Annotated in this window: 14 protein-coding genes and 1 pseudogene; 9 read left to right on the forward strand and 6 right to left on the reverse strand. The window is 43.9% G+C overall.

The window, feature by feature from the left end; translation table 11 throughout:
- Positions 1-34 precede the first annotated feature (34 nt).
- Genes CVU62_00075 through CVU62_00085 form a run of 3 tightly spaced genes read right to left on the reverse strand, consistent with a single transcriptional unit; the run spans position 35 to position 3,333 of the window.
- Complete coding sequence (locus CVU62_00075) at positions 35-1,336, reverse strand: hypothetical protein (GenBank protein ID PKN38635.1); 1,302 nt, start codon at positions 1,334-1,336, stop codon at positions 35-37.
- Positions 1,337-1,376: 40 nt separating this feature from the next.
- The gene (locus tag CVU62_00080; protein ID PKN38636.1) at positions 1,377-2,723 is read right to left on the reverse strand and encodes a hypothetical protein; all 1,347 of its coding nucleotides are present in this window, start codon (positions 2,721-2,723) and stop codon (positions 1,377-1,379) included.
- On the reverse strand, positions 2,716-3,333 hold the full coding sequence (locus CVU62_00085) for a hypothetical protein (GenBank protein ID PKN38637.1): 618 nt from the start codon (positions 3,331-3,333) through the stop codon (positions 2,716-2,718). Before CVU62_00085 ends, CVU62_00080 begins: the two co-directional genes overlap by 8 nt.
- Before the next feature lie 80 nt (positions 3,334-3,413).
- On the opposite strand from CVU62_00085, the gene CVU62_00090 reads away from it, so the two are divergent.
- Positions 3,414-3,593, forward strand: a complete 180-nt coding sequence (locus tag CVU62_00090; GenBank protein PKN38638.1) for a hypothetical protein — start codon at positions 3,414-3,416, stop codon at positions 3,591-3,593.
- Between the two features lie 83 nt (positions 3,594-3,676).
- Positions 3,677-3,952, forward strand: coding sequence for a hypothetical protein (locus CVU62_00095; protein ID PKN38639.1), 276 nt, complete (start codon positions 3,677-3,679; stop codon positions 3,950-3,952).
- Between the two features lie 72 nt (positions 3,953-4,024).
- Here CVU62_00095 and CVU62_00100 read toward each other — a convergent pair whose 3' ends face one another.
- Together CVU62_00100 and xth are read right to left on the reverse strand one after the other, a co-directional pair.
- The gene (locus CVU62_00100; GenBank protein PKN38640.1) at positions 4,025-4,576 is read right to left on the reverse strand and encodes a hypothetical protein; all 552 of its coding nucleotides are present in this window, start codon (positions 4,574-4,576) and stop codon (positions 4,025-4,027) included.
- Positions 4,573-5,346 carry an exodeoxyribonuclease III gene (gene xth / locus CVU62_00105; GenBank protein ID PKN38641.1) on the reverse strand — a complete coding sequence of 258 codons (774 nt, stop codon included), beginning with the start codon at positions 5,344-5,346 and terminating at the stop codon, positions 4,573-4,575. Before xth ends, CVU62_00100 begins: the two co-directional genes overlap by 4 nt.
- 225 nt (positions 5,347-5,571) lie before the next feature.
- On the opposite strand from xth, the gene CVU62_00110 reads away from it, so the two are divergent.
- Both CVU62_00110 and CVU62_00115 read left to right on the forward strand, forming a co-directional pair.
- Positions 5,572-6,675 carry an FAD-dependent oxidoreductase gene (locus CVU62_00110; protein ID PKN38642.1) on the forward strand — a complete coding sequence of 368 codons (1,104 nt, stop codon included), beginning with the start codon at positions 5,572-5,574 and terminating at the stop codon, positions 6,673-6,675.
- A gap of 191 nt (positions 6,676-6,866) precedes the next feature.
- Positions 6,867-8,030: an ethanolamine utilization protein EutJ gene (locus CVU62_00115; protein ID PKN38643.1), complete on the forward strand. Its 1,164-nt coding sequence runs from the start codon at positions 6,867-6,869 to the stop codon at positions 8,028-8,030.
- A gap of 11 nt (positions 8,031-8,041) precedes the next feature.
- Here CVU62_00115 and CVU62_00120 read toward each other — a convergent pair whose 3' ends face one another.
- Positions 8,042-8,236, reverse strand: coding sequence for a hypothetical protein (locus tag CVU62_00120; GenBank protein ID PKN38644.1), 195 nt, complete (start codon positions 8,234-8,236; stop codon positions 8,042-8,044).
- Between the two features lie 37 nt (positions 8,237-8,273).
- Here CVU62_00120 and CVU62_00125 point away from each other — a divergent pair, with 37 nt between their 5' ends.
- The 5 genes and pseudogenes from CVU62_00125 (at position 8,274) to CVU62_00145 (ending at position 13,067) form a co-directional block, all read left to right on the forward strand.
- On the forward strand, positions 8,274-9,149 hold the full coding sequence (locus CVU62_00125) for a branched-chain amino acid ABC transporter permease (GenBank protein ID PKN38645.1): 876 nt from the start codon (positions 8,274-8,276) through the stop codon (positions 9,147-9,149).
- A 53-nt stretch (positions 9,150-9,202) separates the two neighbouring features.
- A pseudogene (locus CVU62_00130) lies at positions 9,203-10,158 on the forward strand (branched-chain amino acid ABC transporter permease).
- Positions 10,145-10,915, forward strand: a complete 771-nt coding sequence (gene livG, locus CVU62_00135; GenBank protein PKN38646.1) for a high-affinity branched-chain amino acid ABC transporter ATP-binding protein LivG — start codon at positions 10,145-10,147, stop codon at positions 10,913-10,915. Before CVU62_00130 ends, livG begins: the two are co-directional and overlap by 14 nt.
- Entirely contained in the window at positions 10,912-11,631 is a 720-nt protein-coding gene (locus CVU62_00140; protein PKN38647.1) for an ABC transporter ATP-binding protein, read from the forward strand. The genes livG and CVU62_00140 overlap by 4 nt, the downstream gene beginning before the upstream one ends.
- 302 nt (positions 11,632-11,933) lie before the next feature.
- Positions 11,934-13,067, forward strand: coding sequence for a hypothetical protein (locus CVU62_00145; protein PKN38648.1), 1,134 nt, complete (start codon positions 11,934-11,936; stop codon positions 13,065-13,067).
- The last annotated feature ends 140 nt before the right edge of the window (positions 13,068-13,207 follow it).

A 13,207-nucleotide genomic window follows, 5' to 3' on the forward strand; every position in this document is an offset into this window, starting at 1 on the left:
TCCTCCTGAAAAATAAGCCTGTGAGTCCTGAGTGTTATTTGCCAACATTAACAAACTGCAGCAGCGTGCCACTTGATTTTTTAACGATCAGATAGGCGAGCTGATAGTTATATAACGCTTCCGCCACATTTTTTTCCGAAGTCAGCAACAGTGTATTGGCATCCATAACGTCAAGGCTGGTTGCCAAACCGTTTTCGAATTGTTTCAAAACGGCATTGTAATTGTCTTTAGCGAAAGCTCTCTGATCTTCCAAAAATTTCAGAGAACCTTTCAAAGTGTCCAGTTGCAGGCATGCCGCACGTAATTCAATATCGACATTTTTCTTTAAATCATCATAAGCCAGACGTGCCTGACGCTCTTTGGCTTTGGCCTCCTTGTATTCAGCCATTCTCAAACCACCTTCAAAGAAAGGAAAGGTAAGCGACGCACCGGCAAGAACACTTTCTCTGTTGAGGGTTGAGCCGACAGGATACTGATCAGTGCCGTTATAGACGGCAAATAATCCCATACTGGGCCAGAACGCACCGGTGGCATATTTTACCTGCTGCTCAGCCATTTTTGTCTGCATGTCGTAACTTTTCAAATCGGTCCTGAAATCCTGAGCCGTCTGTTTCAAACGATTAATTTCACAGGCTTCCGATGAAGATATTTTTTCATCTTTCAGAGAGAAATCCTGTTCCACTCCCGCCACACGGATCAATGCAGCTCGGGTAAGTTGCACAGCATTGGCTGCCCGTAGATAATCCGCACGCGCTCCTGATAATTCTCCCTCCGCGCGCAAAAGAGCGGTTTTGGTCAATTCACCGACCTTTACTCTCTTATCTACAAACTGATGGTATTTTGTCAGCCTCTCCAGATTGGCTTTAGCTATTTCCAGAGCTTTTTGTGCCTTGAGCACATCATAAAAAGAAGCCGCGACCGCCAGTACGAAATCGGATTTCGCGGTGTCCAGATCATATTCACTTTTCGTGATGGTCTGACCGGCAATTTTTAAAACATCAAGTTCGCGCGCGCTCAGCGAAAAAGACTGATCAGCGCGAACGCCCCATGTTCCCGATTGCTCCGGCTGAATCAAAATGCCCGAAGCAGAGTATTTGTCTTCGGTAAAGCGGTTGTAAGTGCCGTAAGCGGTCATTCGGGGAATTAAAAGAGACCAGGCTTTATTTTTTCCCATTTGAGCGATATAGACATTTTCCCGGGCCATTTCAATTTTTTCAGAACTTTTTAATGCCTTTTGATAAATTTCCTTGATTGTGTATTCCCGCGCTAAGATTTCCGGAACAAAAATCACCGCCGACATCAGCGCAAGAATTCCGTATAATAATATCTTTCTCATTTTAGAATCCTTTTGATAAACAAACTACTTTTAAAAAGTACTATGGCCAGATATTTCCCATTGCTCGCTGCAGTCTGGCATAATTTATATTATAATCGCCCAAAGCGTTAGCATACTCCGACTTTGCTTTTGTCAATAAAGTCTGGGCTTCAAGAACCTCCGTTGAAGTAGCGACTCTTTCTTTATATCTCTCTTCGGAAATGCGGAAATTTTCTTCGGCTTGTTCAATCACTTTCAGCCAGACAACAATTTGACTTTCCGTCTCCTGCAATATCAGGTAAGCATTTTTTATTTCCAAAGTAATCCGATCATTTAATTCTTTCGACGCTTCCGTGGCCTGATTTTCTCTGGCTTTGCTGGCATCTACCCTGAATTTCGTTTTGCCCCATTCCCAGAAATTCCAACTGGCCACCGCCATCAAATACCAGCTTTCCATGTCTTTATAATCACTCCCGTTAACAGAAGGGTTATCGCCAAATCTCGTATAATTACCCACAACACTTAAAGTCGGGAAATAATCGCTTTGTGCCACACGCACTAATTTCCCCGCCTGTGCTGATTTCAGGAATGATATTTTCAGTTCCGGCCTTGTTTGCCTTGCGATATTCAAACATTCTTCAAAAGATTGTTTTGAAGGGTGGTATGTCAAGATATCTTCTATTTCTACCGGTGTGAAAATTTCGCGTTTTAATACCATGTTAAAATTAGATTTGGCCAGTTCCACAGCGTTTTTCGCCCTGATCAGCGCCTGCTTGCCGTTGGCCAGCTCAACTTCGGCATGCAGTAAGTCATTTTTGGGAATCATGCCTACCTTGAAATAATTCTCGGCAACATCACGATGCGCAGAGAGCATCCCGACAGACTGTTGCGCGGCATCCTGAATCCTCTTTGCGCGCAAAACATTAAAGTAGGCAATTTTTACATCCTGCACAACATCCTGATATTTAGCTGTCTCTTCCAGCCGGGCAATATCCTCTCCAATACTGTTGACCTGATAATTAGCCAGAATACCACCGCCCGCAAAAAGAGGCTGGCGGGCTTCAACGGCCCAGTTGTAATTGTTTTTTGTTCCTACAGGAACTTCCATTCCATTCATGCTATAGAGAGGTCCCGGAGGAAGACCTTGAAACCTGGAGAATGGATCCTCGCTCAGACGTTGATAGCTGTAAGATGTATTGAACTTGGGCAGGAATCCGGTAATCGCTTCCCTTTTCTGGGCAGTGGCGCCTTTGATTCCTTCTTTGGCAATATTTATGACCGTACTGTTTTTCAGGGCAATGTCAATACTCGCATCCAATGTCAACGGCCCTTCGGCAAAAACCAAAAGTGGAAATAAAACAACAGTGAAAAGCATTAAAACAATCATGCGCCAGTTTTTGCTAATCATATTTTTTCACTCCATTTAAAAAGATGTCCAGAATAAACCCCTTTTTAGAACGGGGGGATTCTGTTGTCGGCATCAACATCCATCTAACTGATGATGCTCTTATCAGATAAAATAAAGCTTCAGCCATCTCACGGGAAGGCAGGTGGCGTAACATACCGGTGTGTATTCCTCTTTTTAGTAGATCTTCAATGAAGGTTATATGATTATAATAAATATCCGTAAGCTTTTCATGTAAAGATGTCATGGCTTCCGATAAAGCTATTTTCTCTCCTTTTATAAACAGCAGAAGAAAATCGGCATTTTGTTCTACAAATTGAAGATGCGCATCAATCAGCGTTTCAATCTTCCCCAGCAAATCTTCAGCCGGCTCTGTTGATTTTTTGATTTCAGTGAACATAAAATCAAGTTTTTCACTGATCATTGTTGTGTAAAGATTTTCTTTGCCTTCAAAGAATTGATAGAGAGAACCGGTGGAGAAACCTGAAGCATTGGCGATTTCGGCCATTGTGACATCGTGAAAACTTTTAGCGGCGAATATTTTCTCTGCCGTTCTCAGAATCTCCGCCCGTCGCATATTGAACTCGCGTTCTTTTCTTTCTGATCTCACCATGAAATAACCTTTTTGAACAGTTATTCATTTTTTGAACGAAGGTTCATAAGTATAGAATTTTTGCCATTTGTCAAGGCAAAATGCGCCGGAAAACGATTTTTTTTACAAGGAATAAACCGTTAAATGTTTTTTTCCATTTTTGTCAGAAATTTAACGTTTCTTTCAATACTAAACAAATTGATCAAGATGTTTACACACGAAAATTAAATATTTATAATATTATATCAATTACTTACAAATTTATTGTTTTCTTAATGTAATATGGCACACTTATTTCATATAAATAAACCGATAATAAAAATAGAAATTTTTTAAAGATTTTATACAAGGAGAGAGGTAAGTTATGAAAAAGACCATACAAATAACACTTTTAACTATTTTTGTAACTTTGGTGACAGCGTCTTTCAGCTATGCCCAATACAGCGTTACCGGAAGTAATAGTTTTCCCTTCTTTCATCTGGGCTGCTTAATAATAGGCGGACTGATAATTGTTTCTTTAAAGAAGAAATACACCAAATTATACCTGAGCGAAGCCATTGGATCATTTGCATTATATGCTGTTTTAGTTGCTCTCTTTACCGCACCGGTAGTTGACGCTCTTAAAACTTTAATTAATTAGACCCATTCCCCTTCTCAGAAGCTACAACCTTAAAAGCCCCGCGCACTCACTGGCGGGGTTTTTATTATTTCACTAAAAGGCTAATTTATCATTATTTATTGCCATAACAAGCTCAGTCAGGCGCACCGATACTGATTGGGCCAATTTTTGTAAAAGATCGGTTCCCATTTCCGGCGTGTAACGATTACGGTAGGCATCTCCATTATTCCAACTTCCAACAATATCTTCTTTAATTTTAAAAGGAACCAAAGCCAGTGATTTAACAAAATACTTCCTGGTGGAAGGTAATAATTTGTAATACGGCTGGAGATCTTTATTCACCAAAACCGGTTTTAATCCGGTAGGAAGAATTTCGCAAAACAACTCCGGCTTTATTATCTTAAGCCGGTCTATTAAAATATCGGACGATTTTATTGCCTCAATTACGGGAGCGGTCATTGTAGTATCTATTAAGGTAAGCCAAACATAAGGAACTTCAAATTCTTTTTCTATTCCTGTAATAAGAATTTCAAAAAGACCGGCAATATCCATGGCCTCTGACAAACTTGCTTCAATCCTCTCGAAACTATCGGCAATTTTCGTATTGATACGTTCAATGTTTTCCGTTTTATTCATAATTGTCATTTTTCCCACTGAGCGTAAAGAATAAGATGATCCGAAGGCTTTTCCGCAAGCCTTGATTCCAAATCAATAGAGCAACTTTTTGATTTTTCGGCAAGTGTTTTTGTTGCCAAAATATGGTCAACCCGCCAGCCCAGCTTTCGCTTCACGGAATCCTTGATACGGTAATCAAAAAAAGTGTACTGACCGGCGACACCCGGATGATGTTGACGAAATATATCCGTGAATCCCCATGATTTAACATCTTCGTACGCTTTCCAGACTTCAGGATTAAAACAGACATGCCCGAGGATTCTTTTCGGATCGTGTACATCTATATTTTCCGGGGCAACGTTAAGATCGCCGCACCAGATTATTTTATCCTGCGGCTGAAAATGCTTCTGCAGATATTTTTTCAGACGTCCGAACCATTCCAGTTTATAAGCATATTGAGGGCTTTCCGTTTCCTGACCCTGTGGGACATAGGTATTAATTATCGTCAGATCATCATATGTCGCGATTATTAAACGATCAGGATCGGCGGGTTCATTATCGAAACCGAATACTACTTTTTGCGGTTTGAGTTTCGAGGCAATGGCCACACCTTTATATTGTTTATCCCCTTTGAAAACTACATGGTAACCCAAGGCTTCCAATTCGGCCACAGGGAAGCTGGCATCGGCAACTTTTGTTTCCTGCATACAAAAATAATCAGGATTGTTTTTTTGCAGCCAGGGCGCAATAATATGCAGGCGGGAGCGTATGGAATTTACATTATAAGATGCAATTTTCAAAGTAAGCGCTACCTTTCTTAATTACATGTGTTTAATATCACGACCGAAGATTACACTCAAGTTTTTTTGCGGTAAAGAATAAAATCTTGTATATTCTGAAAACCCATTACGGCAGAAGCATATCGCTGTTATTAATTTCCCCCCTTTTGTAAAGGGGGATGGAGGGGGATTTGATAAATAAAAATCCACCCCAACCCTCCTTTAAAAAAGGAGGGTGTCAATAATTTGGATTTGGACATGGAAAAAGTGGATATAACAATCATCGGAGCCGGCGTAATCGGTCTGGCCATTGCTGCCGAAATCGCCCGGCCTGATTTAAGCGTTTTTATCCTGGAAAAAAATAACGCGCACGGCGGTGGAATCAGTTCGCGCAATAGCGAAGTAATTCATGGCGGGATGTATTATCCGGAAGGATCGCTCAAAGCCTCTCTTTGCATTGACGGAAACAGGATGCTCTATGAAATTGCTTCTAAACATAACATTCCTCGCAAAAGGACAGGAAAACTAATCGTGGCGGTAAAAAAAGAGGAAGACGAAGATCTCGAACGCTTATACGACAACGGCAGAAAAAACGGTGTCACTTCGCTGGAACTAATCGGTAAAAAAAATGCTTCTACCATGGAGCCAAATGTTCAGGTCGAAGCGGCTCTTTACTCGCCGGATACCGGGATCATCAGCGTTCATGATTTAATGAACTACTATTTAGCCAAGGCTCAGAGCAAGAAAGCGCAAATTGTTTATCAAACAAAAGTCATGCGGATAGAAAAAGAATCCAGCCACTATCGGATTTTCACGCATAACGCAAAAGGTGAAACCTTTGAATTTTCTTCCGCCGTCGTCATCAACGCCGCCGGCCTGGAATCCGACACCATTGCCAACATGATGGGTGGCAGCTATCATCTGCATTATTGCAAAGGCGATTATTGCAGTGTTTCAGGAGTAAAAAAGGCGGTAGTGCAAAGACTGATTTATCCTGTTCCGGCAAAGAAACGTATCGGATTAGGCGTTCATTTGACAATGGATTTAAATGGACGATTTAAACTAGGCCCGGATACAACTTACATCGACCGTAAAGAAGACTACAATGTAGCACCCGAAAAAGCAGAAATTTTTTATCAGAGCGCCGGTAAATTCTTGCCTTTTTTGAAAAAAGAAAATATTCATCCCGATATGGCCGGCATCCGCCCCAAACTTCAGGGACCTGATGACGATTTTCACGATTTTGTTATCAAGGAGGACTCCCCGGGTTTCATCAATCTGGTCGGCATCGAATCACCGGGAATGACCTCCTCTCCTGCTATCGCCCGGTATGTTCGTGAAATGCTTTGACCAATATCTTGCACCATTCACCATTCACCTTTCACCCTTCACTTTTCACGCCTTTTCTTAACTACTTAATTACTTAAAACTATTCTTTAATTTTGAACCTTAAACTCTACAGTCCCTCTTTTTTCATTGACACGTTAGAGCCCTTCCCTTATAAACTGTGGACAAAATATCAAGTGACCAGGAGACATTCCATGAAAAAATCGTCATTACTTATCATTCTTTTAGTAATCTTCTCGCTGGGCATTTTCGGCTGCGGAGATGATTCATCTAAAATCAAAATAGGTGTTATTGCCGAACTCACCGGTGATATTCCGGCCGTAGGCACATCCTGTAAAAACGCAGCGGAAATGGCCGTACAGGAAATTAACGATGCCGGCGGCATTCAGTTGGGTGAAAATAAATATCAGGTAAAATTGATCATTGAAGACAACGCCGGGAAAGCTGAACAGTCGGCCTCTTCCGCGCAGAAACTGATTACACAGCAAAAAGTAATAGCTATCGTCGGACCCAACGCCAGCCGCTACGCTCTGCCCGCCGCGGAAATCGCCGAAACAAGCAAAACCGTGTTAATAACCCCGTGGTCTACCGCACCGAAAGCCACGCTGGATTCCAAAACCAATGTCTCCAAAAAATATGTTTTCCGCGCCTGCTTTATTGATCCGTTCCAGGGAGGGGTACTGGCAAAATTCACACTGGACAATCTTAAGTTGAAGAAAGCTGCGGTTCTTTATGATGTCGCTTCCGAATACAACAAGGGCATCGCCGAAATTTTCAAAGATGTCTATGAGAAAAACGGCGGCAAGGTAGTCGCGTTTGAAACGTATACGACCAATGATAAGGATTTTTCATCGCAGCTCACCAAAATCAAACAGGCAAATCCGGATATAATCTTCCTGCCCAATTATTACAGCGAAGTTCCTTTGCAGATCCAGCAGGCCAAGCGATTAGGCATAAAAACTCCGTTTATCGGTTCCGATTCCTGGGGATCAGAAGAGCTTGTGAAACTCTGCGGCGCGGACTGCAACGATTACTATTTCAGTACGCATTACGCGGCGGACTCGGCAAGCGACACGACCAAGAAATTCATTGCGAACTATAAAGCAAAATACGGCACAACGCCGGATGACGTGGCTGCGTTAACTTATGATTCATTCGGATTGCTGTGGCAGGCAATCAAGACCGCCGGCAAGAACGAACGCCAGGCTGTGCGTGACGCGCTGGCGAAAATTCCGCAATATGAAGGCGTGACCGGAAATATGCAGTTCAAAGAAGGCTCCGGCGATCCGGTCAAGAGCGCCGTAATTTTAAAAATAAAGGACGGGAAGTTTACATGGTTTGCCAATGCCAAACCATAGCGACAAAATTGTCATTCCCGCGCAGGCGGGAATCCATTATGAAGGATAATTCCTGGATGCCGGATTAAGTCCGGCATGACAAAATAAAAAAAGGATTTTTTTATACCATTTAAACCAAAGATGATATCGCGGCCGCGAGGAGGAGGCGCCGGAGGCGTATATGAAAATACGTTGAGGACGCCGACGATCCCGATGAATCGGGACAAACAAAGATAGCGCTTTGATTTAAATGAGTATGCATTTATGGCCTATATTTTCCAACAATCTCTCAATGCCTTACAACTGGGCAGTATCTACGCGCTGATCGCTTTGGGCTACACGATGGTCTATGGCATCCTGACGATGATCAATTTCGCTCACGGCGATCTGTTCATGGTCGGCGCTTTCTTCTGCTTTCTAATTGCCGTCTATCTTCACTTATCCTTCGTCCCGACTTTGCTTTTATCCATGCTGGGCGTGGCATTTTTGGGCGTGGTTATTGAAAGGTTTGCTTATAAACCTCTGCGCAACGCTCCGCGTGTTTCCGCCATTATCACCGCGCTGGGCGTCGGCCTCTTTCTGGAAAATTTCACACTGGCACTGAGCCCCTACCCCAAACACATTCCTCAGCTTCTGGGAAATACCACCTGGACGTTCGGTTCACTCTCCATTTCCTCGCTGCAGATTATGATCATTGCCCTATCGCTGGTTCTCATGCTGATTCTGGATTTTATTGTGCAAAGAACTAAAGCGGGCATGGCCATGCGTGCCATTTCCTGGGACAAGACAATTGTCCCGTTGATGGGCGTATCGGTAAATAAAATTATCTCGTTTACTTTTGCCATTGGCACAGGTCTGGGCGGCGCAGCCGGCGTGATGTATGGCCTGGCTTATCCGGTAATTGATCCCTACATGGGCATAATGGTGGGCTGGAAAGCATTTATCTGTGCCGTGGTTGGCGGTATCGGTAATATCCGAGGCGCTATGATCGGCGGCTTTATTCTGGGCGGAGTGGAAATTCTGGTGGCTGCGTTCTTGCCTTCCACCTATCGTGATGTTGTGGCTTTTACTCTGCTTCTTATCCTGTTAATTGTCAGACCCTACGGCATTCTGGGCAAGCCCCAGCCGCAAAAGGTATAGCCATGTCCAATTCCTCAGACAAATCATATTCCGCGCTGATTGAAAGATGGCATATGCTTACGGGCACTCGTTTATTCTGGGCAGTCGTTATGATCGCCGGAATCGCATTTTGTATTGCCGTCGACACCTTCGACTTTGTGGATTTATATTTACAACTGATTTTAATTTACGTGGGCATCAACATCATCCTTACCGTCAGCCTGAATCTGATCAACGGCTACATGGGCGAATCATTGCCTCGATCTTAACGGTTCATGTTTTCCCGCCGAACGCTCAAAACCTGCTTTTCCCTCTGGCGATCCTGGCCGGCGGCATGGCTGCGGCACTGGTCGGTTTCCTGGTGGCAATACCTTCTTTTAAAACACGTGGCGATTATCTGGCCATTGTCACACTGGCCTTTGGCATGATTGTAAAATCCATTTTGGAAAACATCGACGCCGTCGGCGGACCGCGTGGACTTCTGGGCATGGAAAAACTCACCACTCTTCCGTGGGTCTTTTTCTGGACGGCTTTATCCGTCTGGGTAATTCGCAACCTGGTTTATTCCAATTTCGGGCGCGGTGTTTTGTCCATCCGTGAAGATGAAATCGCCAGTGATCTGATGAGTGTCAACACGCGCCAGGTAAAAATCATCGCCTTTGTTGTTTCGTCTTTTTTCGCGGGCATTGCCGGAGGATTATTCGCCCATGCGTTACAGTTTATTAATCCACGCATGTTCGACATCCTCAAATCCACCGACATTCTGATCATGGTTTATCTGGGCGGTATTGCTTCCATTGGCGGTTCAATCATCGGCGCGGTTATTTACACCATTTTGCTGGAAGTCCTGCGTCCGCTGGGCATCTGGCGCATGGTGCTCATGCCGCTGATGCTGGTGCTTTTAATGATCTACCGTCCGCGCGGTATCATGGGCATGAAGGAAATCCGTATGTTTGTACCGCTGCGCGATTTTGTGACAGAGAAACTCTGGCGCCAAAAGAAAAAGGAGGCCGGCGATGCCACTGATTGAAACACAAAAACTCACGCACCGTTTCGCCGGACTTTGCGCCGTATCTGATTTCAATTTCGCCATTGAACCACATGAACTTGTCGGTATAATCGGCCCGAACGGCGCGGGCAAAACCACCGTTTTTAATTTGATCACCGGTGTCTATCGCGCCTCTGAAGGCAGCATCAAATTCGAAGATCAAGAACTTGTAGGCCTTACTCCGCATAAGATCACAAGATTAGGCATTGCCCGCACCTTTCAGAACATTCGTTTGTTTAAGGAATTGAGCGTTCTGGATAATGTCCGCATCGCACATTACGGACAGATTGCCTACACACCCGCGGAGGCTCTTTTACACATCGGCCGTTTTCGCGCCGAAGAAAAACGCATTACCAGTCAGGCACTGGATTTACTGTCGATCTTCAAGCTCGACGAAATGGCCGGTGAAAAAGCCAAAAACCTGCCTTACGGTTTACAGCGCCGGCTCGAAATTGCCCGCGCGCTGGCCACCGAGCCCAAGCTCCTGCTTCTGGATGAACCGGCTGCCGGAATGAATCCCAATGAGATCATTCAGCTCATGGAATTCATCGGGTGGATTCGCAAAACTTTTTCGGTAACGATAATTTTGATTGAACATCAGATGCGGCTGGTCATGGGCATTTGTGAAAGAATCGTCGTGCTGGATTTCGGCGCGACCATCGCGGCGGGATTGCCTGCCGAAATTCAAAATCACCCCAAGGTGCTGGAAGCTTATCTGGGCGTGGAGGTGACTCCATGACATCTTCTGAAAAAATTCTTGCCGTCTCTCATTTGAAAGTTTCCTACGACAGCATTCAGGCCGTTGACGATATTTCTTTTGACGTAGGCAAGGGAGAAATTGTCACCCTGATCGGCGCCAACGGCGCGGGGAAATCCTCCATCCTGCGAGCAATCTCCGGCCTTATTCCATACACCGGTAGAATTACCTATTCGGGAAAAGACTTAAATAATATTGCCGCCGATCAGATTGTTGCCGCAGGCATCGCCCACGTACCGGAAGGGCGCGGCATCTTCGGCAATCTGACAGTGATGGAAAATTTAAAGCTCGCCACCTGGCAACGCAAAGATAAAGACCAGATTAAAAAAGATTTCGAAAATATCTTTTCGTTATTTCCGCGCCTGAAAGAACGAAGAAAACAGCAGGGCGGAATGCTCTCCGGTGGCGAACAGCAGATGCTGGCTTTCGGTCGCGCGCTCATGACCGACGCCCCAATGCTGCTGCTGGACGAACCTTCGATGGGACTCTCACCGGTTCTGGTACGGGATATTTTCAAAATCATTCAAGACATAAACCAGGCGGGGAAAACAATCCTGCTTGTCGAACAAAACGCTAACATGTCTTTGCACATCTCCTCGCGCGGCTACGTTCTGGAAACCGGCCGCATCGTCCTTTCCGGCACAGGCAAAGAGCTGACGGGAAATCCAAGAGTGAAGGAAGCCTACCTCGGTGGCTAAAGAGGAATATGTTATTTCGACCGCATGTGAAAACGATTTATGAGTTTTAGTTCCTGTAATTTTTTAAGTTAATAAAATCTTTCAATTGATAATACTTACTTGAAAATAACTAACATACAAGATGCATTTTTCCCCATTGTGGGGTAATCAGTCCTCACTTATTGAATAAAATAATGGAACACGTCTTTCGTAAAAAAGAATAATGTATTATTTTTAAATACATAAACGCTATTAATTGGTGTTTATATATTGGCATATAAGTTGCTGTAACGTAATGCAGGAATAATGTGGAGGTGTTTATTATGAAAAAAACCTTGTTGTATGTGGTTGGCATATTTTTTCTTTTGTCAACTTTAGCGTTTACCGCTGATGCGGCTTCCTATAATAACGTTGGTCCCTGGATCGAAACTGATAAAGATATCTATAATTATGGCGAAGAGATCAGGGTACATTTTTACGATGCGCCAGGTTACGCCAGTGATTGGATATGTATTGTACCGTCAGGCTCAGGAGATACGGAAGCCGGTGACTATAAATATATACCTGAGGGGCTGCGGGAAGGTATAATGATTTTTAAAACTCAGATACCCGGAGAATACGAGGTACGGGCTTATTATAACTACAGCCCTTTCCGATATACCGTATCTGCCCGTTATCATTTTACGATAGCAGGAGACGAATATGGATATGGTTATGAAAATGAGTATGTCGATGTTCCGATAATTTATGGAGAACCCATGTACTACACACCCCCGGTTGCGGTAACATTTGCCTTCGATTATTTTACGTATGAAAATATTGGCGGATTTGTGGAAATCGTTTTCTGGAGAGGCGGACATCGTTACCACCATAGGCCATGGTATCATAATGGAAGGAGAATCTCTCCCGACTACATACGTTCAATAAACATGCATAACAGGGTTCGCAACGATGAATTCTTCAGACATCGTGAAAGGCTGCAAAGAAATCATAATATAAATCATTCTGATTCATATTACGGTTTGAAAGCACGTCCCCAAAGACCAACTCAAAAGTGGCAGGAACAAAAAGATCAGCAGCCACAATGGGGACAGCAGCCGTCTCAACAGACTCAGCAACGTCCACAGTGGGGACAAAATCAACCTTCACAGGTTAGAAAACAACCTCAACAATTGGAGCAAAGACCTCAGTGGGAGCAGAAAAAGACTCCACTGGTGAGACAACGACCTCGACAATCAGAGCAAAAACCACAGTGGGGTCAGAAACAGCTTCCGCCGGTCAGACAACAACCACAACAATCAGAACAACGTCCGCAGTGGGGACATAGACAGCCTCGAGAGGTTAGACAACGGCCACAACAATTGGAGCAAAGACCGCAACTAGAGAAAAAGTCATCGCGGCAGATAGAAAAACATGAGCCCATGCAAGAGAAACATAAAGAAATGAAGGAACGTTAAAAAAACCGGGATTCATTTATGGTAAAATTAATTGATGGTGTAATTCCTCCAGCCCTGAAATAAAAAGTAACAAAACAGATAAGTGCTTTAATCATTAAAAGGCAGGGTCAGTATAGATCCTGCCTTTTTTATGCATAACT

It is taken from the genome of Deltaproteobacteria bacterium HGW-Deltaproteobacteria-2 (genome assembly GCA_002840505.1).
Taxonomy (GTDB): Bacteria; Desulfobacterota; Syntrophia; order Syntrophales; family Smithellaceae; genus Smithella.